The 25,702-nt window shown below is 64.3% G+C and carries 22 protein-coding genes; 4 read left to right on the top strand and 18 right to left on the bottom strand.

What is annotated here, in order from left to right:
• Positions 1-3: 3 nt before the first annotated feature.
• The 15 genes from rnhB to rpsB all read right to left on the bottom strand — a co-directional run bounded on the left by rnhB (position 4) and on the right by rpsB (position 15,119).
• Complete coding sequence (gene rnhB, locus QCE73_RS06035) at positions 4-705, bottom strand: ribonuclease HII (protein WP_238287925.1); 702 nt, start codon at positions 703-705, stop codon at positions 4-6.
• Positions 705-1,871 carry a lipid-A-disaccharide synthase gene (gene lpxB / locus QCE73_RS06030; protein WP_035498892.1) on the bottom strand — a complete coding sequence of 389 codons (1,167 nt, stop codon included), beginning with the start codon at positions 1,869-1,871 and terminating at the stop codon, positions 705-707. Before lpxB ends, rnhB begins: the two co-directional genes overlap by 1 nt.
• A gap of 12 nt (positions 1,872-1,883) precedes the next feature.
• Positions 1,884-2,672: an acyl-ACP--UDP-N-acetylglucosamine O-acyltransferase gene (gene lpxA, locus QCE73_RS06025; RefSeq protein ID WP_309880225.1), complete on the bottom strand. Its 789-nt coding sequence runs from the start codon at positions 2,670-2,672 to the stop codon at positions 1,884-1,886.
• 64 nt (positions 2,673-2,736) lie between these two features.
• Positions 2,737-3,195 (bottom strand): 3-hydroxyacyl-ACP dehydratase FabZ, encoded by a 459-nt coding sequence (gene fabZ / locus QCE73_RS06020; RefSeq protein ID WP_035498894.1) that lies wholly within the window; start codon positions 3,193-3,195, stop codon positions 2,737-2,739.
• A 125-nt stretch (positions 3,196-3,320) separates the two neighbouring features.
• Complete coding sequence (lpxD, locus tag QCE73_RS06015; RefSeq protein WP_309881917.1) at positions 3,321-4,412, bottom strand: UDP-3-O-(3-hydroxymyristoyl)glucosamine N-acyltransferase; 1,092 nt, start codon at positions 4,410-4,412, stop codon at positions 3,321-3,323.
• Between the two features lie 28 nt (positions 4,413-4,440).
• Positions 4,441-4,971, bottom strand: a complete 531-nt coding sequence (locus tag QCE73_RS06010) for an OmpH family outer membrane protein (RefSeq protein ID WP_035498896.1) — start codon at positions 4,969-4,971, stop codon at positions 4,441-4,443.
• 82 nt (positions 4,972-5,053) lie between these two features.
• Positions 5,054-7,366, bottom strand: a complete 2,313-nt coding sequence (gene bamA, locus QCE73_RS06005; protein WP_035498897.1) for an outer membrane protein assembly factor BamA — start codon at positions 7,364-7,366, stop codon at positions 5,054-5,056.
• A gap of 77 nt (positions 7,367-7,443) precedes the next feature.
• A complete protein-coding gene (gene rseP / locus QCE73_RS06000; RefSeq protein WP_035498898.1) occupies positions 7,444-8,826 on the bottom strand; it encodes an RIP metalloprotease RseP in 1,383 nt (460 codons plus the stop codon).
• 7 nt (positions 8,827-8,833) lie between these two features.
• A complete protein-coding gene (locus tag QCE73_RS05995; protein WP_309880223.1) occupies positions 8,834-10,051 on the bottom strand; it encodes a 1-deoxy-D-xylulose-5-phosphate reductoisomerase in 1,218 nt (405 codons plus the stop codon).
• Between the two features lie 18 nt (positions 10,052-10,069).
• On the bottom strand, positions 10,070-10,882 hold the full coding sequence (locus QCE73_RS05990) for a phosphatidate cytidylyltransferase (protein WP_309880222.1): 813 nt from the start codon (positions 10,880-10,882) through the stop codon (positions 10,070-10,072).
• Positions 10,876-11,658 (bottom strand): polyprenyl diphosphate synthase, encoded by a 783-nt coding sequence (gene uppS / locus QCE73_RS05985; RefSeq protein ID WP_035498901.1) that lies wholly within the window; start codon positions 11,656-11,658, stop codon positions 10,876-10,878. The genes QCE73_RS05990 and uppS overlap by 7 nt, the downstream gene beginning before the upstream one ends.
• An 84-nt stretch (positions 11,659-11,742) precedes the next feature.
• Positions 11,743-12,303, bottom strand: a complete 561-nt coding sequence (frr, locus tag QCE73_RS05980; protein WP_035498903.1) for a ribosome recycling factor — start codon at positions 12,301-12,303, stop codon at positions 11,743-11,745.
• Positions 12,304-12,396: 93 nt separating this feature from the next.
• Complete coding sequence (gene pyrH / locus QCE73_RS05975; RefSeq protein WP_008350086.1) at positions 12,397-13,110, bottom strand: UMP kinase; 714 nt, start codon at positions 13,108-13,110, stop codon at positions 12,397-12,399.
• Between the two features lie 234 nt (positions 13,111-13,344).
• Positions 13,345-14,226, bottom strand: coding sequence for a translation elongation factor Ts (gene tsf / locus QCE73_RS05970; protein ID WP_035498904.1), 882 nt, complete (start codon positions 14,224-14,226; stop codon positions 13,345-13,347).
• A 140-nt stretch (positions 14,227-14,366) separates the two neighbouring features.
• The gene (rpsB, locus tag QCE73_RS05965; RefSeq protein ID WP_008350088.1) at positions 14,367-15,119 is read right to left on the bottom strand and encodes a 30S ribosomal protein S2; all 753 of its coding nucleotides are present in this window, start codon (positions 15,117-15,119) and stop codon (positions 14,367-14,369) included.
• Between the two features lie 393 nt (positions 15,120-15,512).
• Between rpsB and map the strand changes: the two genes are divergently transcribed.
• The 4 genes from map (at position 15,513) to QCE73_RS05940 (ending at position 21,558) form a co-directional block, all read left to right on the top strand.
• The gene (map, locus tag QCE73_RS05960) at positions 15,513-16,322 is read left to right on the top strand and encodes a type I methionyl aminopeptidase (RefSeq protein WP_035498905.1); all 810 of its coding nucleotides are present in this window, start codon (positions 15,513-15,515) and stop codon (positions 16,320-16,322) included.
• 72 nt (positions 16,323-16,394) lie between these two features.
• Complete coding sequence (locus QCE73_RS05955; RefSeq protein ID WP_309880220.1) at positions 16,395-18,980, top strand: [protein-PII] uridylyltransferase; 2,586 nt, start codon at positions 16,395-16,397, stop codon at positions 18,978-18,980.
• 6 nt (positions 18,981-18,986) lie between these two features.
• Positions 18,987-21,065, top strand: a complete 2,079-nt coding sequence (locus QCE73_RS39375) for a pseudouridine synthase (RefSeq protein WP_404989733.1) — start codon at positions 18,987-18,989, stop codon at positions 21,063-21,065.
• A gap of 256 nt (positions 21,066-21,321) precedes the next feature.
• A complete protein-coding gene (locus QCE73_RS05940) occupies positions 21,322-21,558 on the top strand; it encodes a hypothetical protein (RefSeq protein WP_035503535.1) in 237 nt (78 codons plus the stop codon).
• Between the two features lie 61 nt (positions 21,559-21,619).
• Here QCE73_RS05940 and def read toward each other — a convergent pair whose 3' ends face one another.
• The 3 genes from def to QCE73_RS05925 form a co-directional block, all read right to left on the bottom strand.
• The gene (gene def / locus QCE73_RS05935; protein WP_035503534.1) at positions 21,620-22,153 is read right to left on the bottom strand and encodes a peptide deformylase; all 534 of its coding nucleotides are present in this window, start codon (positions 22,151-22,153) and stop codon (positions 21,620-21,622) included.
• Positions 22,150-24,228 carry an NAD-dependent DNA ligase LigA gene (gene ligA / locus QCE73_RS05930; protein WP_309880216.1) on the bottom strand — a complete coding sequence of 693 codons (2,079 nt, stop codon included), beginning with the start codon at positions 24,226-24,228 and terminating at the stop codon, positions 22,150-22,152. Before ligA ends, def begins: the two co-directional genes overlap by 4 nt.
• Positions 24,229-24,420: 192 nt before the next feature.
• Positions 24,421-25,668: a cell division protein ZipA C-terminal FtsZ-binding domain-containing protein gene (locus tag QCE73_RS05925; RefSeq protein WP_309880214.1), complete on the bottom strand. Its 1,248-nt coding sequence runs from the start codon at positions 25,666-25,668 to the stop codon at positions 24,421-24,423.
• Positions 25,669-25,702 lie beyond the last annotated feature (34 nt).

Below are 25,702 nucleotides of genomic sequence, written 5' to 3'. Positions count from 1 at the left end.
CGCTCAGAAAGCGAGCGAATCGGGATCGTCTTCGAGCGCCGCGGCGACCTGAAGCACTTCGGGCGCGAGTTCGGGCAGCACCGAGCCGAAGCGGATATGCGCCTCGCGCACCGGCGCGAACGAACGCCGATGATGCTCGCACGGGCCATGCTCGCGCAGCGCCCTGAGATGCTGCGGCGTGCCGTAGCCGGAATGAGCATCGAAGCCGTACACCGGAAAGGTTTCGTGAAGCTCGACCAGCATGCGATCGCGCGTGACCTTCGCGAGAATCGATGCCGCCGAAATCTGCTTGATGAGCGCATCGCCGCCAATCACGGCTTCGGCGCGAATCGACAGCGTCGGGCAGCGATTGCCGTCGATCTTGACGAGCGTCGGCGCGACCGAAAGTCCTTCCACCGCGCGCTTCATCGCGAGCATGCTCGCGTGCAGGATGTTGATCGTGTCGATTTCCTCGACGCTCGCCGACGCGATGCAAAACGCGAGCGCGCGATCGACGATTTTCTCGTAGAGCTCCTCGCGTCGTTTTGCGCTCAGCGCTTTGGAATCGTCGAGCCCGTTGATGCGCGGTTTCGCGGGATCGAAAATCACGGCCGCTGCCACGACCGGACCGGCCAGCGGACCGCGCCCCGCCTCATCGACACCGCAGATGATGTCGAAAGGTGAACTGAAATCGAGTCCTGCCTGAGCCGATGGTTTCGCCGCCATTATCGCGGTCTCCGCGTTTCGAGCACTCGCGCGACCGCCTCGGCCGCCTTCTGCGACGTGTTCTGACGCAGCGCGATGTGCATGTCGGTGAAGATTTCCGTCAGGGTACGGCGGTTGGCGTCGTCGTTCAACTGTTTCAGCGTCGCGTCCGCGAGCGCTTCGGGCGTCGCGAAATGCTGGAGGATTTCCGGCACGACGAAACGGCCCGCCAGAATGTTCGGCAAGCCGACATACGGCAAGTAACCCTGCCGCTTCATGATCTGGCCCGTCAGCCAAGGCACCTTGTACGAGATGACCATCGGCTTCTTGAGCAGCGCCGCTTCCAGCGTCACCGTGCCGCTTTTCACGAGGATCGCGTCAGCGGCGGTCATCGCGGTTTGCGCGCGGCCATCGGTGATCGTCAGCGAAAGATTCGGATGCGCGTCCACGAGCGGCTGCAGCAACTCGCGCAACGCCGGATTCGCCGCGGGCATCAGGAAGCGCACGCCCGGTTCGCGACGCTGCATCAGCTCCATCGCATCGAAGAAGGTCGGACCGATCAGCGAAATTTCCGAGCGGCGGCTGCCCGGCAGCACGGCGATCACCGGCCCGCCCTCTGCGATGCCGAGTTCGCGGCGCGCGCCCATGACATCGGGTTCGAGCGGAATCTCGTCGGCGAGCGGATGACCGACGTAGCTCGCCTCCACGCCCGCCTTCGCCAGCAGCGCGGTCTCGAACGGAAACACGCACAGCATGTGATCGACCGCTTTCGCGATCTTCTTGATGCGGCCGCCGCGCCACGCCCAGATCGACGGACACACGAAATGCACCGTCGGAATGCCTGCTTCGCGCAGCGGCTGTTCGAGGCCGAAATTGAAATCCGGTGCGTCCACGCCGATGAACACCGACGGCGGCTCCGCGAGCAACTGACGCTTGATCTCGTTGCGGATGCCGAGAATTTCGGGGATATGTCTCAGGGCTTCGACATAGCCGCGCACGGTCAGCTTGTCCATCGGCCAGTGCGCTTCGAAGCCTTCGGCTGTCATGCGCGGGCCGCCGATGCCGCTATAGCGCGTGCCTTCCGGCAGGGTTTGCGTGAGGCCCTTGAGCAGCGAGGCCGCGAGCAGGTCGCCAGAGGGCTCGCCCGCGACCATCGCGATGCGTGGCGGGTTGGTGATCAGGGTCATCGGGCGGCGTGTCTAGCGGATGATGCCGCGCTGCGACGCCGCGATGAAATCGGAAAATGCCGTGACGGGTTTGTCGCCCTCGCCGCCTGCCGTGCTCAGTTCCTTCAACTGTACCTTCGCCTCTTCGAGCGACAGACCGCTCTTGTAGACGATGCGATATGCCGAACGCAGCGCCGAGATCGCTTCGGGCGTGAAGCCGCGGCGGCGCAGTCCTTCGACATTGATGCCGTGCGGCTCCGCCTTGTTGCCGGCCGCGATGACGAAGGGCGGCACGTCCTGCACGAGCGCCGAGGCGCCGCCGAGCATCGAATGCGCGCCGATGCGCACGAACTGATGCACGCCCGACATCCCGCCGATGATCGCGTGATCGCCGACGAACACGTGCCCGGCCAGTTGCGCGTTGCTCGACATGATGACGTTGTCGCCGAGCCGGCAGTCGTGGCCGACGTGCACGTACGCCATGATCCAGCAATCGCTGCCGATCGACGTCAGACCCTGATCCTGCGCCGTGCCCGTGTGCAGCGTCGTGAATTCGCGGATGGTGTTGCGGTCGCCGATTTCGAGACGCGTCGGCTCGCCCTTGTACTTCATGTCCTGCGGACGGCCGCCGATCGATGCGTAATGGCCGATGCTGTTGTCGCGGCCGATCGTCGTGTGGCCTTCGATCACGCTGTGCGAGCCGACGGTCGTGCCTGCGCCGATCACGACGTGCGAACCGACGATCGCGTACGGCCCGATCTCGACGGACGCGTCGAGCTGGGCGCCCGGCTCGATGATCGCGGTTGGGTGAATCTTGCTCATGCGCATTTCGCCTATGCTGTTCGTGCTGCTTGTTACGATGAACGCGGAGTGAACGCAGTGGCGCTCAGGCGTCCGTGCTCTTGACGGTACACATGAGCTCGGCTTCCGCCGCGATCGCGCCATCGACCTCGGCGCGCGCCTTGAACTTCCAGATGCCTCGCATGTACCGCTCGAAGTGGACGTTGAGGATCAACTGATCGCCCGGTTCCACCACGCGCTTGAAGCGCGCACCGTCGATGCCGACGAAGTAATAGAGCGTGTTGCTAGGATCGTGCGGCTCTTCCGCGAAGGTCAGGAGCGCCGCGGTCTGCGCGAGCGCTTCGAGAATCAGCACGCCCGGCATCACGGGCCGCGTCGGGAAGTGACCCTGGAAGTACGGCTCGTTGATCGTCACGTTCTTCAACGCTTTGATGCTCTTGTGCGGCTCGAGTTCGAGCACGCGGTCCACGAGCAGGATCGGGTAGCGATGCGGCAGCAGCGTGAGGATCTTGTGGATGTCGAGATTGATTTTTTCTGTGCTCATGGTCGTTCTGCTCACGCGCGCGTCAGGCGCGGAAATTTGGATGGCGGGCCGTATCGGACGCCCGCCCGGAATTGCACTTGGCGCTTCGGCGGCTTGGATGAGCCCGCTTTGCGCGAGGTTCTTGCTTATTCGTCGCCGCTCGTATCGCCACGCTTGGCCGTATCGGCGAGCGCCGTTTCCAGCGACTTGATGCGGTCACGCAGCTTGTCCAGATTGCGCATGATGGCCGCACTCTTGTTCCAGTCGCCATGCGGCACGGCCGGAAACGCGCTCGTGTACATGCCCGGCTTCAGAAGCGATTTCGAGACGCCGGATTGCGCCGTGACGATCACATAGTCCGCGAGCGTCACATGGCCCGCGATACCCACCGCCCCACCGATCATGCAATGCTTGCCGATGTTCGTGCTGCCCGCGATGCCCGCGCAGCCGGCGATCACCGTGTACGCGCCGATGCGGCAGTTGTGACCGATCTGCACGAGGTTATCGATCTTCACGCATTCCTCGATGACGGTATCCGCCATCGCGCCGCGATCGATGGTTGTGTTCGCACCGATTTCCACGTCGTCTGCGATATCCACCGCGCCGACCTGCGGAATCTTCACCCAGCTGCCAGTGCGCGCATCGCCCTCGCCGACGAAATCCGGCGCGAAGCCGAAGCCGTCCGCGCCGATCACCGCGCCCGCGTGCACGATCACGCGCGCGCCGAACTTGCAGCCGTGATAGACGGTGACGTTGGGATACAGATGCACGTCGTCGCCGAGCTTCACGCCCCGGCCGACGACCACGCCCGCATCCAGCTTCACGCGCTCGCCGATGACGGCGCCCGCCTCCACTGTCACGTGCGGTCCGATCACGGCGCTCGCCGCGACCTTCGCGTCCGGATCGACATACGCGCTGGGATGCACGCCCGGCCTGGCCTTGGGCGTCGCCAGATCGATGAACGCCTGCGCCACGCGCGCGAAATAAGCGTAGGGGTTCGGCGTGACGATGAAATTACTGCCCGCGCGATTGGTCACCTTCTCGAGATCGGCCGGGGAAATCAGCACCGCGCCGGCGCGCGTCGTCTCGACCTGCGGCAGATACTTCTGATTCGCCAGAAACGCGAGCTGCGCCGAGCCAGCCTTGTCGAGGGGTGCGAGACTCCCGACCGCGTGCGCGCCGTCACCGACCACCTCGCCGCCGAAGCGCTTCACCAGTTCGTCGAGCGTGATCGCCATGCCTGATGCCATCTCGTCTCAGTCCTCGTCAGTTCGGGTTCGTGAGCGAACCCGTGCCGGTCGCGCCCGCGGCCAGCGCCTTCAGCACCTGATCCGTGATGTCGATGCGCGGACTCACGTACACCGCCTCCTGCACGATCAGATCGTAGTGCTGCTGCTCGGCGATCTGCTTGATCACCTTGTTCGCGCGATCCAGCACCGCCGCGAGTTCTTCGTTGCGGCGCTGGTTCAGGTCTTCGCGGAACTCGCGCTGCTTGCGCTGGAAGTCCGCGTCGAGTTGCGCGAGGTCGCGCTGGCGCGCAGCGCGGTCGGTCGGCGACATCGAGGAACCGTTTTTATCGATGTTGTCCGACATCGCCTTCAGACGCTGCGCCATGTCCTGCAGCGCCTTGTCGCGTTTGGAGAATTCCTGCTCGAGCTTCGACTGAGCGGCTTTCGCCGCAGCAGATTCGCGCAGGATGCGGTCCGAATTGACCGCAGCGATGCGCGCTTCCTGAGCACTGGCGGACATCGCCGTGCCCAGGCCGAGAACCATCGACAACGCAAGCGCCAGCGCCATATGTTTCGAATGCTTACCGGTTCCCAAAGTGTTCCTCACGTTACGTCTGAATGGATGAAGTTCGTGACAGTCGGCATACCGTTTAGAAGGCCGTACCGATCTGGAACTGGAACTTCTGATACTGGTCGCCTTCGTGCTTCTGCAGCGGGAAGCCAAGGCTCAGCTTGAGCGGGCCGATCGGCGAGATCCACGCGAGACCCACACCGTAGCCGTAGCGCAAGCCGTTCGCGCCGCCGCTCGTGCCGCCTTGATTCGGGTCGCCCCAGACGTTACCGGCATCGAGGAAGGTGAAGACGCGCAGCGTGCGGTCGTAGCCCGTGCCCGGAAGCGGGAACGTCAGTTCGATGTTGCCGACCGCCATGCGCGAGCCGCCGATCGGATCGTTCGTCTTCGAGTCGCGCGGACCCAGCGAGCTTGGCGAGTAGCCGCGCACCGAGCCGATACCACCCGCATAGTAGTTCTTGAAGATCGGGTACGTCTGACCTTGCAGGCCCTTGCCGTAACCGCCCTGCAAGTTGAAGCCGAGCACGAAGCCGCGCGCGAACGAGTAGTAATACTGGAACTGCGCGTCGAATTTCGCGTAGGTCGTGTTGCCGAGCGGCGTGCCGTATTCCGCGTTCGACTGGATGTAGTAGCCGCGGCTCGGGACGAGCGCGCTATCGCGATTGTCGCGCGACCAGCCCATCGTCAGCGGATAGTTGTTCACCACGCGGCCGAACTCGTTCACGTAGTTGATGTAGGACTGCGGCGTGTTCGAGTCCACGTCCATCGTGTTCTGTTCGGCGCCGACGCCGAAGAACACCGTGTCCTGCTCGGAGAACGGGATGCCGAACTTGGTGTCCGCACCCATCGTGATGATCTTGAAACTCGAATCGGTCGAGTAGTACAGCGGCTGATACGTGCGGTAGTACGCGTCGGTGATACGTTTGATGCCGTCGATCGTGAAGTACGGATCGACCTGCGTCACGGTTAGCGTGCGGTACGTCTTCGCAGTGTTCACGTTGACCGCGAGACTCGTGCCCGAGCCGAACACGTTGTCCTGCGACACGCCCGCCGACAGCACCACCTTGTCTGTCGACGAGAAACCCGCGCCCAGCGTGATCGCGCCGGTCGGCTTTTCCGCGACCTTCACGTCCACGTCGACCTGGTCGTTCGTGCCTTCCACGGGCGTCGTGGTGACGTCCACGTCGGTGAAGTAGCCGAGACGGTTGACCCGGTCCTTCGACAATGCGAGACGGCTCGAATCGAACCACGAGCTTTCGAGCTGACGCATTTCACGACGGACCACTTCGTCGCGCGTGCGCGTATTGCCGACGATGTTCACGCGCCGCACGTACACGCGGCGGCTCGGGTCGACTTGCAGCGTGAGCGCCACGGTGTGGTTCGACTGATCGATCTGCGGCTGCGCGTTGACCTGCGCGAACGCGTAGCCGTATTCGCCGAGCTTGTCGACGATGGCCTTGGTCGTCGCCTGCAGTTTCTCCGCGGAGAAGCGCTCGCCCGGTTTGATCTTGATGAGCTTGTTGAGCTCGGCTTCGCGGTCGAGCAGATTGCCCGAGAGCTTGATGCTGCTGATCTTGTACGGCTCGCCTTCATGCACGGCGATCGTCAGATACATGTCCTTCTTGTCCGGCGAGATCGACACCTGCGTGGAGTCGATGCTGAACTCGAGGTAGCCGCGGTTCAGGTAGTACGAGCGCACGTTCTCCAGGTCGCCCGTGAGCTTTTCCTTCGCGTAGAGATCGCTCTTCGTGTACCACGAGAACCAGTTCGGCGTGGAGAGCTGCATTTCGCCGAGCAGCGTGCCCGAACTCACCGCCTTGTTGCCGACGAAGTTGATCTGGCGGATCTTCGCGCTCGGACCTTCCGCGACGGAAAACAGAATGGCGACGCGGTTGCGGTCGACAGGCGTCACGGTGGTCGTGACTTCCGCCGCGTAGTAGCCGCGCGTCAGATACTGGCGCTTGAGCTCCTGCTCCGCCTTGTCGACGAGCGCCTTGTCGTAGGAGCGGCCTTGCGACAGACCGACCGAGCGCAGCGCCTTCGTGAGATTGTCCTTGTCGAACTCGTGCAGGCCCGCGAAATCGATGGCCGAGATGGCCGGGCGCTCCTGCACCTGCACGACCACCACATTGCCTTCGGTGGCGATCTGAACGTCGTTGAAGAAGCCCGTCGCGTAGAGTGCGCGAATCGCTTCGGAGGCCTTGTCGTCGGTGAAGGTGTCGCCTTGCTTGATCGGCAGATAAGCGAACACGGAGCCCGGCTCGATGCGTTGGAGACCGTCGATCCGAATATCCTGCACGACGAACGGCGTGGTGGCGTGTGCCGCCATACCCGTTGCGGCGAGCGCCGCGGCCACAGCCGTCTTAGGAACAAAGCGATGAGGTTTGAACAACGTGCTTCCCCAGTATTTAAAGCTGCATTCGTTCCGGCGGTCGCTCGAAACGCGCCGCCAGAAATTGTCAAAGTGGATCAAAAACGAATCAGACGAGCGAGGTCGTTGAACAGCGCGATCATCGACAGTGCGACGATGCAGACCAGGCCCGCCCTTTGCAGAACCAGCTGCCAGCGATCGGATACGGCTTTGCCGGTAACAGCCTCAACCAAATAATATAACAGATGCCCACCGTCCAATACCGGAATCGGTAACAAGTTCAACACTCCGAGACTGATGCTGACGAGGGCGAGAAACGAAACAAAGGCCGCCACGCCGAGCCTTGCGCTCTTGCCCGCATAGTCGGCAATGGTGACCGGTCCCGAGAGATTCTTGAGCGAAGCCTCGCCGACGATCATCCGCCCGAACATGCGCAGCGAGTAGATGCTGATGTCCCACGTCCGGTTCACGCCGAGGCGCAGGCTTTCGAGCGGCCCGTAGCGCACGTCCACGGTTGGCAACTGATTCGCGAGCGCGGCGCCAATGCGGCCGATCTCCTTGCCCGTCGATGCATCGTGCTTCACGTCCGGCACGATCTGCACGGACTCGCGCTTGCCGTTGCGCTCGATCACGAGCGTGACGGGCTTCGCGCCATGTGCTTTCACGTAATCGATGAAGCTTGTCGCGTTGTCGACGCTGCGGCCATCGATCGCGCGCAGCATGTCGCCCGCCTTCAGCCCGCTCTTCTGCGCCGCGCTCCCCGCCTCGACGCCCGCGACGGTCAGCGTGCCGCCGCCCGGTGCGAAGCCGAGCTTGTCCATGAAGTCCTGATCGGCTTGCTCGTCGGTGATGCCCGCGACCGTCACCGGGAAATCGAAGGTGCCGTCGTGCGTCTTCGCCGTCAGCACGATGCGACGATGATCGAACGACGCGTCGAGCAGCTTCCAGCGCAAATCGGACCAGGAGCGGATCGGATGCGTCTCGCCGCCTTGCGCGTCGCGCATCGAGAGAACCGTCTCGCCGCCTTCGAAACCCGCGTGCGCCGCTGCCGTGTCGGGCGCGGGCTGCGAAACGATCGCGGCGGGTTCGGTCACGCCGCCCGCGAACACGGCGGAAAAGAGCGCGATCGCGAGCAGGAAGTTGGCGATGGGCCCCGCCGCCACGATGGCAATGCGCTTGGCGACGCTCTGGCGGTTGAAAGCGCGCGGCAAGTCCTCGGGGGGAATCGTCGTGCCGCTGTCGGGATCGACCTCGCGCTCGTCGAGCATCTTCACGTAGCCGCCGAGCGGCAGCGCGGCGATCGTCCATTGAACGCCCGTCTTCTTGCTGACCCACTGCACGAGCGGCTTGCCGAAGCCGACCGAGAAACGCAGCACTTTCACGCCGCACAGTCGCGCGACACTGTAGTGACCGAATTCGTGGACGACGACGAGTACGCCTATCGCAACGACGAAGGCGACGATTTCGGTCAGAAAGTTCATGACGGCCTCAATGGGCGATGGGTTCGGCGCCCGGCGCGCTCGCGGTGAGCTCAGCGACGAAACGGGATGCGAGACGGCGCGCGGTCGCATCGGCGGCGAGCACGTCCGCCAGCGTCGCGGCGCTCGTATTCGGCAGGTCGTTCAGCACGCGCTCGACCACGCCGCCGATCGCCATGAAGCCGATGCGGCGCTCCAGAAACGCTTCCACGGCGATTTCGTTGGCCGCGTTCAACGCGGCGCTCGCGATGCCGCCCGCTTCGAGCGCCTGGATGGCCAGCGCGAGGCACGGGAAGCGCGCGAAATCGGGCTTTTCAAACGTGAGGGTCGCGATCTGCGCCAGATCCAGCGGCGCCACGCCCGAGTCCACACGGTCAGGATACGCCAGCGCGTGCGCGATGGGCGTGCGCATGTCGGGGTTGCCGAGTTGCGCGAGGACGGAGCCATCGGCGTAGGACACCATCGAATGAATCACGCTCTGCGGATGGATCAGCACCTCGATGCGCGAGCCCGGCAGATTGAAGAGCCAGTGCGCCTCGATCACTTCGAGACCCTTGTTCATCATCGTCGCGGAATCGACGGAGATCTTGCGGCCCATCGCCCAGTTCGGATGCTTGACGGCTTCCTCGGGCGTGACGTTGGTGAGCGTCGCCGGTTCGCGCGTGCGGAACGGGCCGCCCGACGCCGTCAGGATGATCTTCGACACGCCGCCATGCAGTTGCGCTTCCTTGTCCGCGCAAGGCGGCAGGCACTGGAACACGGCGTTGTGCTCGCTGTCGACCGGCAGCAGAATCGCGCCGTTGTCGCGCACCGCGTCCATGAAAATCTGGCCGGACATCACGAGCGCTTCTTTGTTCGCGAGCAGGATGCGCTTGCCGGCGCGCGCGGCGGCAAGCGTGGGCGCGAGGCCAGCAGCGCCTACGATGGCCGCGACGACCGTGTTGCACTGCGTCGCGCGGGCGACCTCGACGAGCGCTTCCGTGCCGTGCGTCACTTCGGTCTTGCAGCCCTGCGCGCGCAACGCCGACGCGACGCGCACGGCCGTTTCGGCGTCGCCGACGACCGCCACTTCGGGCTGGAATTTCAGGCACTGGGCGACGAGTTTGTCGCCGTTGCGGTGAGCGGTGAGCGCGTAGACCGAAAAGCGGTCCGGGTGCCTTGCCACGACATCGAGCGTGCTGTCGCCGATCGAGCCCGTGGAGCCGAGCAATGTGAGACGTTTTTGCATAAATTCTTCTCTAGCCGATTAGCCAAGCATGAGCAATGCGATCGGCAATACAGGCAACAATGCGTCGATGCGGTCGAGGACGCCGCCGTGACCCGGCAAGAGGCCGCTCGAATCCTTGACGCCGGCCTGGCGCTTGAGCAGCGACTCGAACAGGTCGCCGACCACGCTGAACGCGACCAGCACGGAAAGCGCGACGAACGAGCGATCCCAACCGAGATGCCCGACGAAGGCGGTGAATACGGTGGGCGCATAAAAGCCGGTGGCAGCGGCGAGCGCGCCGATGACGATGACGGCGAGCCACCCACCGATGGCGCCCTCCCAGGTCTTGCCCGGGCTGATCGACGGAGCGAGTTTGTGGCGGCCGAGCGCTTTTCCGGCGAAGTATGCGCCTATGTCAGCCAGCCAGACTACTAGAAGAAGCGATAGCACGAATGCCACGCCCCGCGTGCGCGCGTCGACGACGGCGTGCCAGCAGGCCAGAAACACGACAATTCCCGCGAAAAGCAGGAACGCGCGCCACGTGTGGGCGGCCAGCGTGGGCTTGCGCAGCAAGGCGTAGGGACCGGCCAGCACCCAGAAAATCGCGGCCATCTGGTACAACGGCGTGGACTTGATCCCGAGAAACGTGCTGAAAATGAGCGCGAGCCCCGCGACGAGCGCGTAGGCAACCGGGCCCGCTCCGTTCAGCTTGAGGAGACGCCCCCATTCCCAGGCCGCGAACACCACGACGAAACCGATGAGCGCTCCGAACGCACCGATCGGCGCGAACAGCGTGATCGGCACCAGTACCGCGAGCAGGACGATTGCCGTGATGACACGGGTTCTTAGCATGAAAGGGTGTCGGCCTTCTGCGATTGGGAAGCGAGTTGCGCGCTCGTGCGCCCGAAGCGGCGCTCACGGTCACCGTAGGAAGCGATCGCGCGATCGAGCGCGTCGGCGTCGAAGTCGGGCCAGTAGATATCGGTGAAATAAAACTCGGTGTACGCGAGCTGCCACAGCAGGAAATTGCTGATGCGCTGCTCGCCGCCCGTGCGGATGAAGAGATCCGGCTCGGGCGCATAGGCCATCGCGAGATGCGCGGCGAACGATTCGTCGTCCACGCGCGCGGGCGTACCCGTCTCCAGCGACTCGGCGATGAGTTTCTTCGTCGCCTGCATGATGTCCCAGCGCCCGCCGTAGTTGGCGGCGATGGTCAGCGTGAGGCGGGTATTGCGGGCCGTCTTGGTCTCGGCGCGTTGAATCAGCGCGCGGATGCGGTCGTCGAACATGCTGATGTCGCCGACGACGCGCAGGCGGATGCCATTCGCGTGCAGCTTGCCGATTTCGCGCTCGAGCGCGGTGACGAACAGGCGCATCAGGAACGACACTTCGTCGGTCGGACGGCGCCAGTTTTCGGAGCTAAAAGCAAAAAGCGTGACGAATTCGACGCCGCGCCGCGCGCAGCTTTCGACGGTCGCACGAACCGCGTCGACGCCGCGCGTATGACCGGCGACGCGCGGCAGGCGGCGCTCGGTCGCCCATCGGCCATTGCCGTCCATGATGATCGCGACGTGGCGCGGGACAGCCGCGACATCGGGCACGGTAACGGTGGAGCTGGTATAGGTCATGGCCGCTGAATCTGGAAATCTGAAAGAGTGAAAGCCAGCCCGGATATATACACGCCCGGGGCTGGCAGGACCGTTTCTACGGCCTCACACCGTCATGATTTCGGATTCTTTGGTCTGAACGAGCTTGTCGATCTCGGCGACGAACTTGTCGGTGAGTTTCTGCACTTCGTCGCTCGCACGGCGCTCGTCGTCTTCCGAAATCTCCTTGTCCTTCACGGATTTCTTCAGTTGATCGTTCGCGTCGCGGCGCAGGTTGCGCACGGCGACCTTCGCGGTTTCGCCTTCGCTCTTCACGACCTTCGTGAGTTCGCGGCGGCGCTCTTCGGTGAGCGCGGGCATCGGCACGCGGATCAGGTCGCCCTGCGTGGCCGGGTTCAGGCCGAGATCCGATTCGCGGATCGCTTTCTCGATCACCGCGACCATCTTCTTTTCCCACGGCTGCACGCCGATCGTACGCGCATCGACGAGCGTCATGTTCGCGACCTGTGAGATGGGCACGTTCGAACCGTAGTAATCAACCTGGATGTGGTCGAGCAGCCCCGTGTGGGCGCGACCCGTGCGAATCTTGGCGAGATCGGCCTTGAACGCTTCGATCGACCGCTGCATCTTCTGGTCGACGCCTTTTTTGATGTCAGCCACACTCATTTTGAACCTCCAAACCTGGGTTTTACTGGCGAAAAGCGGCGCATCACGCGCGGGGCTCCCCGCCAGCCGCGCAGCGCCTGATACCGCGAGAGTTTACACGTGGACGAGGGTCCCTTCGTCGTCGCCCTGCACGATGCGCTTCAACGCGCCCGGCTTCGTGATCGAGAACACGCGAATCGGCAGCTTCTGGTCGCGGCACAGCGCGAATGCGGTTGCGTCCATCACCTGAAGGTTCTTGCCGATGGCCTCGTCGAAGCTGATCGTGCTGTAGCGCGTCGCGTGCGGATCCTTCTTCGGGTCGGCGGAGTATACGCCATCGACCTTCGTCGCTTTCAGCACCACTTCGGCGCCGATTTCCGAGCCGCGCAGCGCGGCCGCCGTGTCCGTCGTGAAGAACGGATTGCCCGTGCCGGCCGCGAAAATCACGACCTTGCCCTCTTCGAGCTGGCGAATCGCGCGCGGACGGATGTAGGGCTCGACCACCTGATCCATGCGCAGCGCCGACTGCACGCGCGCTTCGATGCCCGCGTGGCGCATGGCGTCCTGGAGCGCGAGCGCGTTCATCATCGTGGCGAGCATGCCCATGTAGTCGGCCGTCGCGCGATCCATGCCGGCCGCGCCGCCCGCTACACCACGGAAGATATTGCCGCCGCCGATGACGACGGCAAGCTGCGTCCCGATCCGCACCACCTCCGCGACATCCGCCACCATCCTTTCGATCGTTGCGCGATTGATGCCGAAAGCATCGTCGCCCATGAGGGCTTCGCCGGAGAGTTTGAGGAGTACGCGTTTGTAGGCTGTGGGCATATGAGGTTCCGATCGCGCCGAGGAGGGTTGCAACAACGTAGAACTGTAGGGGTGAAACATTACTTACCGCAAGCGGGCCGGATCGGGCGGCGGGCGCGGTAGATCAGGGTTATCCCTAGCCTAACGCGCCCGCTGCTTGTGCGATCCGGATCGCTGAATGCGTGCGGCGGAATGTTCCGCCGCGGGTACCGCGAACTCGGCGCGCTATCACAGCACACGCGCCTTAAGCGAGCCTTAGGACTGCTTGGCCGCAGCGACTTGCGCCGCGACTTCGGCTGCGAAGTCGTCCTGGCGCTTTTCGATGCCTTCGCCGACCACGAACAGCGCGAACTTCTGCACCGACGCGTTGCCGGCCTTGAGCATCTGCTCGATCGTCTGCTTGTCGTTCTTCACGAACGGCTGGTTCAGGAGCGATACTTCCTTCAGGTACTTCTGGACCGAGCCGTCGACCATCTTCGCGACGATCTCGGCCGGCTTGCCCGATTCAGCGGCCTTCTGCTCGGCGATGCTGCGCTCCTTGGCGATCAGATCGGCCGGCACTTGGTCCGACGACAGCGAAACCGGCTTCATCGCGGCGACGTGCATCGCGACGTCCTTGCCGATCTGGTCGTCAGCGCCCGTGAACTCGACCAGCACGCCGATACGCGTGCCGTGCAGGTACGACGCGACCTTGTTGGCCGACTCGAAACGCACGAAACGTCGGATCGACAGGTTTTCACCGATCTTGCCGACGAGAGCGAGACGCACGGCGTCGACGGTCGAGCTTTCCAGCGGCAGCGCCGACAGCGCGGCCACGTCAGCCGGGTTGTTCTTGGCGACCAGTTCGGCGATCGTCTTGCCGAAGGCCAGGAAGTCGTCGTTCTTCGCGACGAAGTCGGTTTCGCAGTTCAGTTCGACGAGCGCGCCCACGCCGCCTTCGACGTGCGCCGTCACGATGCCTTCAGCCGTCACGCGCGATGCCGCCTTGCTCGCCTTGTTGCCGAGCTTCACGCGCAGCAGTTCTTCCGCGCGCGCCATGTCGCCGTCGGCTTCCGTCAGCGCCTTCTTGCATTCCATCATCGGCGCGTCGGTCTTTGCGCGCAGTTCTGCCACCATGCTTGCGGTAATTGCCGCCATCATTCGCTCCTTGAGTCTGTTTGATACGTGCCGCCGGCTTTACATCGCGCCCACGGCAGAAAAATAGGCATTTCTATCGCTTCGACTAAAAAAAAGGGGCCTTTCGCAAAGCCCCCTTTTTTGTCGGCCGCAGGGCTCGATTACGCCTCTGCGTTGACCTCGACGAACTCGTCGCCTTCGCCGTTACGGACGGCCTGGACAACGTCGTTCACCGCGTTCGCGCGGCCTTCGAGGATCGCGTCGGCAACGCCCTGAGCGTACAGCGCGACTGCCTTGGAGGCGTCGTCGTTGCCCGGGATCACGTAGTCGATGCCTTCCGGCGAGTGGTTCGTATCGACCACGGCGATGACCGGAATGCCGAGCTTCTTCGCTTCGGTCACGGCGATCTTGTGGTAGCCGACGTCGATCACGAACATTGCATCGGGAATGCCGCCCATGTCCTTCACGCCGCCGATGGACTTTTGCAGCTTGACCATTTCGCGTTCGAACAGAAGCGCTTCCTTCTTGCTCATGCGCTCGGTTTCACCCGATTCCAGCGCCGCTTCCATGTCCTTCAGGCGCTTGATCGAAACCTTCAGCGTCTTGAAGTTGGTCATCATGCCGCCGAGCCAGCGGGCGTTGACGAAAGGCATACCGGCGCGCGCTGCTTCCTGAGCGATGGTGTCGCGCGACTGGCGCTTCGTGCCGACGAAAAGGATGGTGCCGCGGTTCGCTGCCAACTGGCGCACATACTTCAGCGCGTCGTTGTAGAGCGGCAGCGTCTTTTCGAGGTTGATGATGTGAATCTTGTTGCGATGACCGAAAATGTACGGGGCCATCTTGGGGTTCCAGAAGCGCGTTTGGTGACCGAAGTGGACACCGGCTTCCAGCATTTGACGCATCGTGACTGCCATGAAATTCTCCGCGAGGGTTAGGTCTTAAGCCGGCTGCCGCATCCCGCGCCTGGTTGTTTTCGCTGTTTCGCTTGACCAGACGCCGGACACCCTGGGTGCGCCGGCTTGCGTATCGACTTGAAACAAGTTTCCAAGCCGCATTCCGCTATTCCACGCCCGGATTGTCATACGACATCGTGACGGCAATATGGATTACGACTTAGCCTTCGAGTATAGCATGTGAGGATTGGTCGGCTCAAGCCGCACGACCGATCCGGAACCACGCGTGTTTGCGATCGTCCTCAGTGCCCTTGCGCCCTCCGCTCCAAACGATCCGGGTGCGGCGCATTTCTTAAGGTGCGATAATGCCGCTTTCGCGGCTCACTGCCGCACACACGCATTTCGGGCCAAGTCATGTCCATTACGCTGAAAAACGAACACGATATCGCGCAAATGCGCGTCGCCTGCCGGCTCGCCAGCGAAGTGCTCGATTTCATCACGCCGCATATCGCTCCCGGCGTGACGACCGAAGAGCTCGATCGCCTCTGTCACGAATATATGGTGAAGGAACAGGGCACCGTTCCCGCACCGCTCAATTATCAGCCGCCCGGCTATCCGCCGTACCCGAAAGCCACCTGCATCTCCGTGAACGATGTGATCTGCCACGGCATCCCCGGCGAAAAGGTGCTGAAGAACGGCGACGCGCTGAATATCGACGTCACCGTCATCAAGAACGGCTATTTCGGCGACACGAGCCGCATGTTCATCGTCGGCGAAGGGTCGATCCTGGCTAAGCGCCTCGTTCAGACCACGTTCGACTGCATGTGGCTCGGCATCGAGCAGGTGCGCCCGGGCGCGCATCTGGGCGACATCGGCGCGGCGATCCAGAAGCACGCCGAAGCGCAAGGCTACAGCGTCGTGCGGGAATACTGCGGCCACGGCATCGGACAGGTGTTCCACGAAGAGCCGCAGGTGCTGCACTACGGCCGTCCGGGCACGGGCATCGAACTGCAGGCTGGCATGATTTTCACCGTCGAGCCGATGATCAACGCCGGCCGCCGCGAAATCCGCACGATGCCGGACCAGTGGACCGTCAAGACGCGCGACCGCAGCCTCTCGGCGCAATGGGAGCACACCGTGCTCGTCACGCCGACGGGCTATGACGTGCTGACCGTTTCGGCGGGCACGCAGGCGCCCTCGCAACTGATCGCCGCGACCGCCTGATTTCGCTTCTCCCGGCGCCCGCCGTGCATGCACGCGGGCGCATCCCTCCGCCGTCCTCGCCACTTTCCATTCATGAGCGTAATCGCCGCTGTCGCCACGCCCTGTGAAACGTTGCGCGTCGCCTACAAGGCGGCGAAGGCGGCGCTCATCGAACGCTTCGGAGCGGCGTCGAACGTCGAGCCGCTGATGCACGCGCTCGCCCGCGCCACCGACGACGCCCTCAAAGGCGCGTGGTCCGCCTGCGACATGCCCGAGAGCGCCGCGCTCGTCGCGGTCGGCGGTTACGGACGCGGCGAGCTCGCGCCCTATTCCGACGTCGACATCCTCGTGCTCCTTCCGGAAGCATCGCCGCAACACAGCGATGCGGAGTTGAACGGCCGCGTCGAGCGTTTCATCGGGATGGCGTGGGATCTGGGACTCGATATCGGCAGCAGCGTGCGCTCGGTCGAGCAATGCATCGCCGAGGCGGGCAACGACATCACCGTGCAGACATCGCTGCTCGAAGCGCGGCGCATCTGCGGCGACATGGCCCTGTTCCAGCGCTTTTCGGCGCGCTATCGCGAAACGCTCGATCCACGCGCTTTCTTCCAGGCGAAAGTACTGGAAATGCGCCAGCGTCACGCGAAGTTTCAGGACACGCCCTACAGCCTCGAGCCGAACATCAAGGAAAGCCCCGGCGGCTTGCGCGACCTGCAACTGATTCTGTGGATCGCACGCGCGGCCGGTTTTGGCAGCAGCTGGCGCGAACTCGATGCGCGCGAGCTCATCACCGAACGCGAAGCGCGCGAACTGCGCCGCAACGAAGGCTTTCTGAAGGCGCTGCGTGCGCGGCTGCACGTGATCGCGAAGCGCCGTCAGGACATACTCGTCTTCGATCTGCAGACGCCGCTCGCGGAGAGCTTCGGCTTTGAGGCGACCACCGCCAAGCGCGCGAGCGAGCAGCTGATGCGCCGCTACTACTGGGCGGCGAAAGCGGTCACGCAGCTCGCCACCATCCTGATCCAGAACGTCGAGGCGCAGCTTTTCCCGTCGACGAGCGGCATCACGCGGGTCATTTCCGGGCGCTTCGTCGAGAAGCAGGGCATGCTGGAAATCGCCCGCGACGATGTGTTCGAGCGCGAGCCGCACGCGATTCTCGAAGCGTTCCTGCTGTACGAACAGACGCGCGGCATCAAGGGATTTTCCGCGCGCACGCTGCGGGCGATCTATAACGCACGCGATCTGATGGACCGCGACTGGCGGCGCGATCCGGAGAATCGCCGGCTGTTCATGGAGATCCTCAAGCAGCCCGAAGGCATCACGCATGCGTTCCGTTTGATGAACCAGACGAGCGTGCTCGGGCGCTATCTGCTGAACTTCCGGCGCATCGTCGGGCAGATGCAGCACGATCTCTATCACGTCTACACGGTCGATCAGCACATCCTGATGGTGCTGCGCAATCTGCGGCGCTTCGCGATCGCCGAGCATGCGCACGAGTATCCGTTCTGCAGCCAGTTGATGGGCAACTTCGAGCGTCCGTGGGTGCTCTACGTCGCGGCTCTGTTCCACGATATCGCGAAGGGCCGCGGCGGCGATCATTCGACGCTCGGCATGGCCGACGCCCGGCGTTTCTGCCGCGAGCACGACATCGGCGCCGAAGACACCGAGCTCGTCATCTGGCTCGTGCAGCAGCATCTGACGATGAGCCAGGTCGCGCAGAAGCAGGACACGAGCGATCCGGAAGTCATCAAGCAATTCGCGTCGGTGGCGAAGACGGAGCGGCGGCTCACCGCGCTTTATCTTTTGACCGTCGCCGATATCCGCGGCACGAGTCCGAAAGTCTGGAACAACTGGAAAGGCAAGCTGCTCGAAGACCTGTTCCGTGCGACGCAGGCCGTGCTCGGCGGCGCGCAGCCGGATGCGCATTCGGAGCTCAAGTCGCGCCAGGAAGCGGCGCTCGCGCTGCTGCGCCTGGAAACCGTGCCGGAGCACGCGCAAAAGCGCCTGTGGGATCAGCTCGACGTCGGCTATTTCCTGCGCCACGATCCGGCCGACATCGCGTGGCAGACGCGCGTGCTCTACCGTCACGTGGAGAGCGACGAGCCGATCGTGCGCGCGCGGCCCTCGCCCATCGGCGCGGCGTTGCAAGTGCTCGTGTACGTGAAGGATCGGCCCGATCTCTTCGCCGGCATCTGCGCGTATTTCGACAAGAACGGTCTCTCCGTGCTCGATGCGCGCGTGACGACGACCCGTCACGGTTACGCGCTCGATAACTTTCTCGTCGCGCATCCGGATCACGACGGGAGTTATCGCGACATCGCCAACCTCGTCGAGCAGCAACTCGCCGCGCTGCTCGCGGATGAGCGCATACTCCCGGAACCGTCGAAGGGCCGCGTATCGCGGCTCGTGCGCACGTTTCCGATCACACCGCGCGTGGACCTTCGTCCCGACGATCGCGGCCAGTACTACATCCTGTCCGTGTCGGCCAACGACCGGCAGGGCCTTCTTTATTCGATCGCGCGCGTTCTGGCGCAACACCGGATCGGCGTGCAGGCGGCGCGGATCAACACGCTCGGCGAACGTGTCGAGGACGTGTTTCTGCTCGACGGCAAGAGCCTGTCGAACAACCGCACCCAGATCCAGGTGGAAACCGAGCTGCTGCGCGCGATCGCAGCCTGAGACTTTATGCGCGTCAAACTGACAGCCAAACATCCGCGTCCCACTTCGGCGACGCGTTCACCGGTTCGAGCCGGCACGGTCACCGGGCGTAAGCCTGTTCGCGCGCCGTCGCCGGACGAGGCACGTCCCAAGCGCGCGAGCCCGCCCGCGACCGACAAGCGCGAAGCGCGCGCGTCCAAGCCGCGTGGTGACGATTCGCGTCCTGCGTTTGGCGAGCGTGGTCCGCGCAAGTCGTTCGAAGGTCGGCCGCCTGCGCGTGGCGAGCGTCCTGCCGGTGGTGACGAACGTCGCTCGTTCAAGCCGCGTGGTGATGATTCGCGTCCTGCGTTCGGCGATCGCGGTCCGCGCAAATCGTTCGAAGGTCGGCCGCCTGCGCGTGGCGAGCGTCCGGCCGGCCGTGATGAACGTCGTCCGTTCAAGCCGCGTGGCGATGATTCGCGTCCTGCGTTTGGTGATCGTGGTCCGCGCAAATCGTTCGAAGGCCGTCCGCCTGCGCGTGGCGAGCGCCCGGCCGGTGGTGATGAACGTCGTTCGTTCAAGCCGCGTGGCGATGATTCGCGTCCTGCATTTGGCGAGCGTGGTCCGCGCAAGTCGTTCGAAGGCCGTCCGCCTGCGCGTGGCGAGCGTCCGGCCGGCGGTGATGAACGTCGCCCGTTCAAGCCGCGTGGCGATGATTCACGTCCTGCGTTTGGCGAGCGTGGTCGCGAAGGCCGTCCGCCTGCGCGCGGCGAGCGTCCTGCCGGTGGTGATGAACGTCGCCCGTTCAAACCGCGTGGCGATGATTCGCGTCCTGCATTCGGCGATCGCGGCCCGCGCAAATCGTTCGAAGGTCGTCCGCCGGCGCGCGGCGAGCGTCCTGCCGGCGGCGACGAACGCCGCCCGTTCAAGCCGCGTGGCGATGATTCACGTCCCGCATTCGGCGATCGCGGTCCGCGCAAATCGTTCGAAGGCCGTCCGCCTGCGCGCGGCGAGCGCCCTGCTGGTGGCGACGAACGTCGCCCGTTCAAGCCGCGTGGCGATGATTCGCGCCCCGCATTCGGCGATCGCGGTCCGCGCAAATCGTTCGAAGGCCGTCCGCAAGCGAGCGGCGACGAACGTCGCACATTCAAACCACGCGGCGACGATACACGCCCCGCGTTCGGCGATCGCAGCCCGCGCCGATCGACCGAAGATCGCCCGTTCAAATCGCGCGACGACCGCGCGCCGGCAACGCGTCCCGCACGCCGCGACGACGATCGGCCGTTCGCCAAACGCGACGATCGCAGCGAAGCGCACAAGCCGGCCGCACCCGTCGCGGAATCCGTGCCCAAGCACCGCGATCACAACGACGGCCTCGTGCGCCTCTCCAAAGTGATGTCGGAACTCGGCCTCTGCTCGCGCCGCGAAGCCGACGAATGGATCGAGAAAGGCTGGGTGCTGGTCGACGGCGAAGTCATCGACACGCTCGGCACGCGTATCCGTCCGACGCAGAACGTCGAAATCCTGCCCGCGGCGCGTTCGGCGCAGTCGCAACTGGTCACGATCCTGCTGCACAAGCCGGTCGGCTATGTATCGGGTCAGGCGGAAGACGGCTACGAGCCCGCGGTCACGCTCATCAACCCGGGCAATCACTGGAACGAGGATCGCTCGGGCATCCGTTTCGCGCCGGGACATCTGCGCACGCTCGCGCCTGCGGGCCGTCTCGACATCGATTCCACAGGACTTCTCGTGCTGACTCAGGACGGCCGCATCGCGAAGCAATTGATCGGCGGTCACTCGGAAGTCGATAAGGAATACCTCGTGCGCGTGCGCCTCGGCGAGCACACGGTCGATGTCGACCAGCATCTGCCCGCCGAGAAGCTCGCGCTCCTGCGTCACGGCCTCGAACTCGACGGCGTGCCGCTCAAGACCGCGCAGGTGAGCTGGCAGAACGGCGAACAACTCCGCTTCGTGCTGCGTGAAGGCAAGAAGCGGCAGATTCGCCGGATGTGCGAACTGGTCGGGCTGGACGTCGTCGGCCTGAAGCGCATTCGCATGGGCCGCGTGACGCTCGGCGACCTGCCGGCCGGTCAGTGGCGCTATCTCGGCCCGAACGAGATGTTCTAGGCCAACCGGACAGTCCGCACGCACCTTCGTTCGAACGTGCGTGCGCGCGTCTGTTGCGTCGCAAAAAAACGACGTTCCCGCGAAAAAATAGGCACGATGCAGTCCCGATCGTGCCTTTTCGTTTTCAGCCGTTTTTTGACTAAAGAAAATGAATCATCGATCCGTTACACCTGTCAGGCGGATGCGCGCCACGCGGCCCGCTTAGATGGACGGAAACAGGATCAGCAGCATTGAACGGCAATGATGGAGAATCGCCATGTCAGTTGAGATCATCGTTCGTGAGACAGGAACCGGTCTGGAGATCGTGAGCGGCCGACGACGGCTCGAAGCCCTGCTCGCCCTGCGCGACGAAGTCGTCGTGATGAGCCCCGGCATCGGGGAAATGGTCATCGCCCGCCTGCCCGACGGACGCCTCCAGGCATCCGCGAATCCGGAGCACGTCGCCGTATTCCGTCAGCCGGAAATCAGCGGCAGCTCGAAAACACTGGCGTAAAAAAGCCGCCCCTGGCGAAGCGGCCTTTGCACGATTCCGTTACGGTCCGAAGCGCGCGGCGTCAGTCGTCACGCGCCGGGTCGAGCCCCGGAAAGAGCACTTCGGTGAAGCCGAACTTCGAGAAGTCGGTGATGCGCATCGGGTAGAGCTTGCCGATCAGATGGTCGCACTCGTGCTGCACGACGCGCGCGTGAAAGCCCTCGGCCAGCCGCTCGATGGCGTTGCCGTACTGATCGAAGCCCTGGTAGCGGATCATCGAAAAGCGCTGCACCGCGCCGCGCAAGCCCGGCACGGACAGGCACCCTTCCCAGCCTTCCTCCATGTCGTGCCCGTTCGGCGTGATGATCGGATTGATGAGCACCGTCTCCGGCACCGACGGCGCGTCCGGATAACGCTCGTTTTGCCCGAAGCCGAAGATCACCACCTGCAGATCGACGCCGATCTGCGGCGCGGCGAGTCCCGCACCGTTGGCGTCGCGCATCGTGTCGAACATGTCCTGCACGAGCGCGTGCAGTTCGGGGGTGTCGAAATGCTCGACCGGTTGCGCGATACGCAAAAGCCGCGGATCGCCCATCTTCAGGATTTCGCGAATCATGGAGTGACTCCTTCCAAAAGCCTACGCATGCCGTCTTCGTCGAGAACGGGGACACCGAGTTCCTCTGCTTTCGCGAGCTTGCTGCCCGCTTCCGCACCCGCCACGACGTAGTCGGTCTTCTTCGATACCGAGCCGGCCACCTTCGCCCCGGCCGCCTCCAGCATCTCCTTCGCTTCCTCGCGCGCGAGCGTGGGCAGCGTGCCCGTCAGCACGACGGTCTTGCCGGCCAGCACGCCTTGCGGCGCCTTCGGCGCAGGCGGTCCTTCCGGCCACGATACCTTCACGCGCAACTGCTCGATCACATGCTGGTTATGTTCTTCGCTGAAGAAGTTATGAATCGCTTCCGCAACGATCGGGCCGACATCGTTGACTTCGAGCAACTCTTCGACGGATGCCGCCATGATCGGATCCAGCGAGCCGAAGTGCTTGGCGAGATCCTTCGCCGTCGATTCGCCCACATGCCGGATGCCGAGCGCATAGATGAAGCGCGGGAGCGTGGTCTCGCTCGCTTTCTCCAGCGAATCGATCAGGTTCTGCGCGGATTTGTCCGCGAAGCGATCGAGCGCGGCAAGCGTCGAGAAGCCGAGACTGAAGAGATCCGCCGGCGTGCGCACGAGGTTCTGCTCGACCAGTTGATCGATGATCTTCTCGCCCAGCCCGTCGATGTCGAGCGCGCGGCGCTGTGCGAAGTGCCAGAGCGCCTGCTTGCGTTGCGCCGGACAGAAAAGTCCGCCCGTGCAGCGCGCGATCGCCTCGTCCGGCAGGCGCTCGATCTTCGAGCCGCAGACGGGGCATTCCGTCGGCATCACGAATTCGCGCGCATCGTCGGGACGGCGATCGAGAATCGCGCCGACCACTTCGGGAATCACGTCGCCCGCGCGTCGCACCGTGACCGTATCGCCGATGCGGATGTCCTTGCGCCGGACTTCATCCTCGTTGTGCAGCGTCGCGTTGGTGACCGTCGCGCCGCCGACGAACACCGGCGCGAGACGCGCGACCGGCGTGATCGCGCCGGTGCGGCCGACCTGCACGTCGATGGCGAGCAGTTCCGTCAATGCTTCCTGCGCCGGAAACTTGTGCGCGAGCGCGAAGCGCGGTGCACGCGACACGAAGCCGAGCTTGTCCTGCTCGTCGCGGCGATCGACCTTGTAGACGACGCCGTCGATGTCATACGGCAGCTTGTCGCGCTTCTCGCCGATCTTGCCGAAGAAGCCGAGCAAGCCCTCGGCGCCTTCGACCACCGCGCGCTCCGCGTTCACCGGCAAGCCCAGTTCCTTGTACCAGTCGAGCAGCGCCGCGTGCGTGGCCGGCATCTCGGCGCCTTCCAGCACGCCGATGCCGTAAGCGAAGAACGACAGCGAGCGTTGCGCGGTCATCTTCGAGTCGAGCTGGCGCAAGCCGCCCGCCGCCGCGTTGCGTGGATTCGCGAATTCGCGCTGTCCCGCGTCGCGCTGACGCGCATTCAGGCGCTCGAAGTCGCGCTTGAACATCAGCACCTCGCCGCGCACGTCGAGCCGTTTCGGCACGTTCTTGCCTTTCAGCGTCAGCGGAATCGAGCGGATGGTGCGCACGTTGGCAGTGACGTCCTCGCCGGTCGCGCCGTCGCCGCGCGTCGCGGCCTGCACGAAATGGCCGTCTTCGAAACGCAGGGAAATGGCGAGGCCGTCGAACTTCAGCTCGCACGCATATTCGACGGGCGTGTGGCCCAGAGCGTCGGACACGCGCTTGTCGAACGCGACGATGTCCTCGTCCGCGAAACCGTTGTTGAGCGAGAGCATCGGCACGTCGTGGACGACCGGCGTGAAGCCCTCGGCCACTTCGCCGCCCACGCGCTGCGTCGGCGAATCCGGCGTGATGAGATCCTGGTGATCGGCCTCGATGCCCTGAAGCTCCTTGAAGAGCGTGTCGTATTCGGCGTCGGGCAGATCCGGCTGATCCAGCACGTAGTACGCGTAGTTCGCGCGCTCCAGCTCCGAGCGCAGCCACGCCGCGCGCTCGGCCGGACGATCGGCGCTTGGAACGGCGGCTCCCGACGTGGCGGCAGCGGCGGACTCGGCTTTTGTTTTTCGGGACATGCGGCTTCGGGAAAGTGGATAAGTCAGTCAACCGACCGTTCGATTGTCTCAGAAGATCGGTAAATCGTGGCATCGGCCGAATGGCCTAAGTGCGGGCGTCGGTGCGGCGGCGCGCACGCAAAGAAAAGCGCCCCGGCCGGGGCGCGATTCTCTTGCGGCAAGCGCGCGTTGCGAGCCGCGCGCATCGAACGCTTACTGGCTGAAAAGACGTCGCGTTGCGGGCGAGCCGGCCGGCATGCCCGCCTGCTCCAGCTTCGCATAGAGCGTCATCAACTGCTTTTCGATGGCGAGCAGCGCGGATTCGGGCAGCGGCCGCCGCTGATCGTCGACGACGCGTGCGCCGATGCGTTCCGACAGCGACTTCGCGTAATCGCACATCAGGCGGAACGGCAGGATGTCCTCGTCGGCGACGGGCACGTCGAGCACCAGCGTGATCATCTGGCCGCCCTTGTAGGTGAGGTCGTCGCGCAGGAAGTTGGTGTCGCCGAACTGGAGCATGAAGACGGGATTCTGCTTCGCGTCGAGCTTCACGAAACGCGTGCCGTCGCGCGACAGCAGCAGGCCATCCTGCGACGCCACCGCCTGCACGTAGTTCGCGGACCACGGCGCGCCGTCGGAGAGGATGTTGATCGAGAGTTGCGCGTCGCACTGCGCGGCGAACGCGTCGAGCTCACGCGCCATGCCGACGGTCTCCATCATGTCGGGAAACTCGGGCGCACCGTCGATGGCGTCTGCAAGCCGTTGCACGCCCGTCACGAACTCGGAGAATTCGAGCTCGTTGAGCGGGCCGCTGCGGTTCGCCAGTTGCGCGGCCGCGCGCAGCTCTTCGTAGCGCATGCCGTTGCGCGGCAATTCCCAAGCGGCCTCGCCCTCGGCCTTGCCTTCGATCGTGACGGGCTTCGTGCCCGCCCGGCGCAGGCGCTGCGCGAGCGGAATCACGCGATCGCCCGGGACCGGCGCGGCGAGGCGAATCGGCACCACGCAGTCGATGCGCCGATCCACGACCGCCGGCGGCGCCGACGAAATCGTGGTGGCGGCGGGCATCACCGGTTCGGCGCGTTCGTCGTCGCTGTCGATTTCGGTTTCCTGCGCGGCGCCATTGGCGGACGTCGCCTCGGCCTGGAGATCGACGGCCGTATCCGCAGGTGCGACCGGCGGCGGATTCGCGCCGCCGAAGCTCGGCTCCATGCGCGTATCGCGCGGCTGATCGTCGGCGCTATCGACCTCGCCCGCGACCGGCTCGCGCCGCGACTGGCGCACGGGCTCGATGAACGGCTGTTCGTCGTCGGCGTCCTGGCGCGCGAGCGCATCGGCCGCATCATCGGGCATCGGACGCGGCATCTTGCGACGCACCTTCGCGCTCTGCCACGCGTTGTACACGACCACGCCGCCCACCACCACGGCTCCGGCTCCAATCAAACCGAGTGTCAACTCGTCCATGCAGGCTCCATCATCCTTTTAGGTTACGAAGCGC

The sequence above is a fragment of the Caballeronia sp. LZ029 genome, from assembly GCF_031451275.1.
In the GTDB taxonomy this organism is placed as follows: Bacteria; Pseudomonadota; Gammaproteobacteria; order Burkholderiales; family Burkholderiaceae; genus Caballeronia; species Caballeronia jiangsuensis.
The sequence above is the reverse complement of the archived record's forward strand: the minus strand, read 5'-3'. Positions and strand labels throughout refer to the sequence as shown.

What these genes read in the sequence shown, in the direction of transcription:
- rseP (WP_035498898.1), bottom strand. Translation starts at nt 8,826, where the DNA reads ATGAACTTTCTGACCGAAATCGTCGCCTTCGTCGTTGCGATAGGCGTA.
- lpxD (WP_309881917.1), bottom strand. Translation starts at nt 4,412, where the DNA reads ATGGCGATCACGCTCGACGAACTGGTGAAGCGCTTCGGCGGCGAGGTG.
- QCE73_RS05990 (WP_309880222.1), bottom strand. Translation starts at nt 10,882, where the DNA reads ATGCTAAGAACCCGTGTCATCACGGCAATCGTCCTGCTCGCGGTACTG.
- fabZ (WP_035498894.1), bottom strand. Translation starts at nt 3,195, where the DNA reads ATGAGCACAGAAAAAATCAATCTCGACATCCACAAGATCCTCACGCTG.
- pyrH (WP_008350086.1), bottom strand. Translation starts at nt 13,110, where the DNA reads ATGCCCACAGCCTACAAACGCGTACTCCTCAAACTCTCCGGCGAAGCC.
- rpsB (WP_008350088.1), bottom strand. Translation starts at nt 15,119, where the DNA reads ATGGCAGTCACGATGCGTCAAATGCTGGAAGCCGGTGTCCACTTCGGT.
- QCE73_RS05925 (WP_309880214.1), bottom strand. Translation starts at nt 25,668, where the DNA reads ATGGACGAGTTGACACTCGGTTTGATTGGAGCCGGAGCCGTGGTGGTG.
- def (WP_035503534.1), bottom strand. Translation starts at nt 22,153, where the DNA reads ATGATTCGCGAAATCCTGAAGATGGGCGATCCGCGGCTTTTGCGTATC.
- QCE73_RS05940 (WP_035503535.1), top strand. Translation starts at nt 21,322, where the DNA reads ATGTCAGTTGAGATCATCGTTCGTGAGACAGGAACCGGTCTGGAGATC.
- QCE73_RS05995 (WP_309880223.1), bottom strand. Translation starts at nt 10,051, where the DNA reads ATGCAAAAACGTCTCACATTGCTCGGCTCCACGGGCTCGATCGGCGAC.
- map (WP_035498905.1), top strand. Translation starts at nt 15,513, where the DNA reads ATGTCCATTACGCTGAAAAACGAACACGATATCGCGCAAATGCGCGTC.
- ligA (WP_309880216.1), bottom strand. Translation starts at nt 24,228, where the DNA reads ATGTCCCGAAAAACAAAAGCCGAGTCCGCCGCTGCCGCCACGTCGGGA.
- QCE73_RS05955 (WP_309880220.1), top strand. Translation starts at nt 16,395, where the DNA reads ATGAGCGTAATCGCCGCTGTCGCCACGCCCTGTGAAACGTTGCGCGTC.
- lpxA (WP_309880225.1), bottom strand. Translation starts at nt 2,672, where the DNA reads ATGAGCAAGATTCACCCAACCGCGATCATCGAGCCGGGCGCCCAGCTC.
- QCE73_RS39375 (WP_404989733.1), top strand. Translation starts at nt 18,987, where the DNA reads ATGCGCGTCAAACTGACAGCCAAACATCCGCGTCCCACTTCGGCGACG.
- frr (WP_035498903.1), bottom strand. Translation starts at nt 12,303, where the DNA reads ATGAGTGTGGCTGACATCAAAAAAGGCGTCGACCAGAAGATGCAGCGG.
- rnhB (WP_238287925.1), bottom strand. Translation starts at nt 705, where the DNA reads ATGGCGGCGAAACCATCGGCTCAGGCAGGACTCGATTTCAGTTCACCT.
- uppS (WP_035498901.1), bottom strand. Translation starts at nt 11,658, where the DNA reads ATGACCTATACCAGCTCCACCGTTACCGTGCCCGATGTCGCGGCTGTC.
- tsf (WP_035498904.1), bottom strand. Translation starts at nt 14,226, where the DNA reads ATGGCGGCAATTACCGCAAGCATGGTGGCAGAACTGCGCGCAAAGACC.
- QCE73_RS06010 (WP_035498896.1), bottom strand. Translation starts at nt 4,971, where the DNA reads ATGGCGCTGGCGCTTGCGTTGTCGATGGTTCTCGGCCTGGGCACGGCG.
- lpxB (WP_035498892.1), bottom strand. Translation starts at nt 1,871, where the DNA reads ATGACCCTGATCACCAACCCGCCACGCATCGCGATGGTCGCGGGCGAG.